Raw genomic sequence first — 1587 nt, 5'->3', positions numbered from 1 at the left:
GGGCTCAAGGGCTACGAGGGCCTGGTGATGGCGAAGACCGGGATCTTCCACGCCAAGCGGTACACTCTTTCCCAGCCCCACGCTCGACTCCAACGCCGACGACACCACGCACGGCAGCCCGACCGCCTCGGCCACCCGCAGCGCCCTCCGCACCCCGCCCAACGGCAGGCACTTCAGGATCGCGATGTCCGCGGCCTCCCGCACCGACACCGTGAGCGGGTCGGCGGCGCGGCGGATCGCCTCGTCGGCGGCGATCGGCACGTCCACCCGCCGCCGCACCGCGGCGAGCTCCTCGATCGTCGCGCACGGCTGCTCCACGTACTGCAGCCCACCGGCGGCCCGGTCGAGCGCGCGGATCTCGCGCACCGCCTCGTCGACCGACCAGCGGGTGTTCGCGTCCACCCGCACGTGCCCGGCGGCGCCCAACGCGTCCCGGACGGCCGCGACCCGCTCGAGGTCCTCCCCCGCCGAGTCCGGGTGGTCGGCGACCTTCACCTTCGCCGTCGCGCAGCCGCTCGCCCGGACCATGTCCGCCGCCCGCTCCGGGGCGACGGCCGGGACGATGTAGTTGACCGGGACCCGCGAGCGCACCGGCTCGGGCCAGCCCTCGAACGCCGCCTCGCGCGCCCCGGCGAACCAGGCCGCCGCCTCGGCGTCGGCGTACTCGGGGAAGGCGCAGAACTCGCCCCAGCCCGCCGGGCCGCGGAACAGCAACCCCTCGCGCACCGTGATCCCGCGGAACCGGGTGGTCATCGGGATCGAGTACACCGCCGCGGAGTCCACGACCTCGACGGTAGTCACGGGACGGGTCCGCGCTCGTCGCCACCCTGCGTGTGACCAGCGGTAGGGTCGGCCCGTGGAGACCAGGCGTCGGGTGTCGCGCGCCGAGCGTGAGCGGCAGATCCTCGACGCGGCGGTCGCGGTGTTCACCGAACGCGGCTACGCCAACGCGTCGATGGACGCGGTGGCCGAGCGCGTGGGCGTCACGAAACCCGTGCTGTACACGCACTTCGGCTCCAAGGAGGGGCTGCTGCTCGCCTGCGTCACGCAGGCGCGGACCTCGCTGCTAGAGGTCACCACCGCCGCGGTGGAGGGCGCCACGAACCCCGAGGAAATGCTCCGGCGCGGCACCCTCGCCTTCTTCCGCTTCCTCGACGAACGCCCCGGGTCCGCCCTGGTGTACGCGGACCTGGCCGTCACCGCCGAGGCCGTCGAGGGCATCCGCGCCCAGCAGACCGACTTCATCGCGTCGCTGCTCGGCGCGGCGGACCCCGCGGCCGACGCGGCGCGGCTGCAGGGCTGGGCGCAGGTGATCGTCGGGGCGTGCGAGCGGCTCGCCCACTGGCGCAAGCAGGATCCGAGCGTGACGGCGGAGCAGGCGACCGAGTACCTGATGGACCTCGCCTGGACCGGGTTGGCGCATCGGTAACCTGGGCCGGCCATGACGACGACCGCCCCCCGCCTCCTGCAGGTACGCCGCCGCACCGCCGTGACCCCGAAGATGATCCGCGTGACCCTCACCGGGGACGAGCTCACCGGCTTCCCCGGGGACGGCCCGGACCGTCGGATCAAGATGTTCTTCCCGGT

General features: G+C 73.9%; 3 protein-coding genes. 2 read left to right on the top strand and 1 reads right to left on the bottom strand.

Features of this window, described 5'->3' with window-relative positions; translation table 11 throughout:
* Positions 1 to 801 (bottom strand): o-succinylbenzoate synthase (locus tag H5J29_RS32075; protein WP_312858502.1); only part of this gene is annotated, 801 nt, incomplete at its 3' end.
* A gap of 55 nt (positions 802 to 856) precedes the next feature.
* Between H5J29_RS32075 and H5J29_RS32070 the strand changes: the two genes are divergently transcribed.
* A complete protein-coding gene (locus tag H5J29_RS32070; RefSeq protein ID WP_181784664.1) occupies positions 857 to 1429 on the top strand; it encodes a TetR/AcrR family transcriptional regulator in 573 nt (190 codons plus the stop codon).
* 12 nt (positions 1430 to 1441) lie between these two features.
* Positions 1442 to 1587, top strand: a 146-nt coding sequence (locus H5J29_RS36030) for a siderophore-interacting protein (protein WP_181784663.1), incomplete at its 3' end; no start/stop codon positions are given.

Source organism: Pseudonocardia pini, assembly GCF_013870575.1.
GTDB classification, from domain to species: domain Bacteria; phylum Actinomycetota; class Actinomycetes; order Mycobacteriales; family Pseudonocardiaceae; genus Pseudonocardia; species Pseudonocardia pini.
The sequence above is the reverse complement of the archived record's forward strand: the minus strand, read 5'-3'. Positions and strand labels throughout refer to the sequence as shown.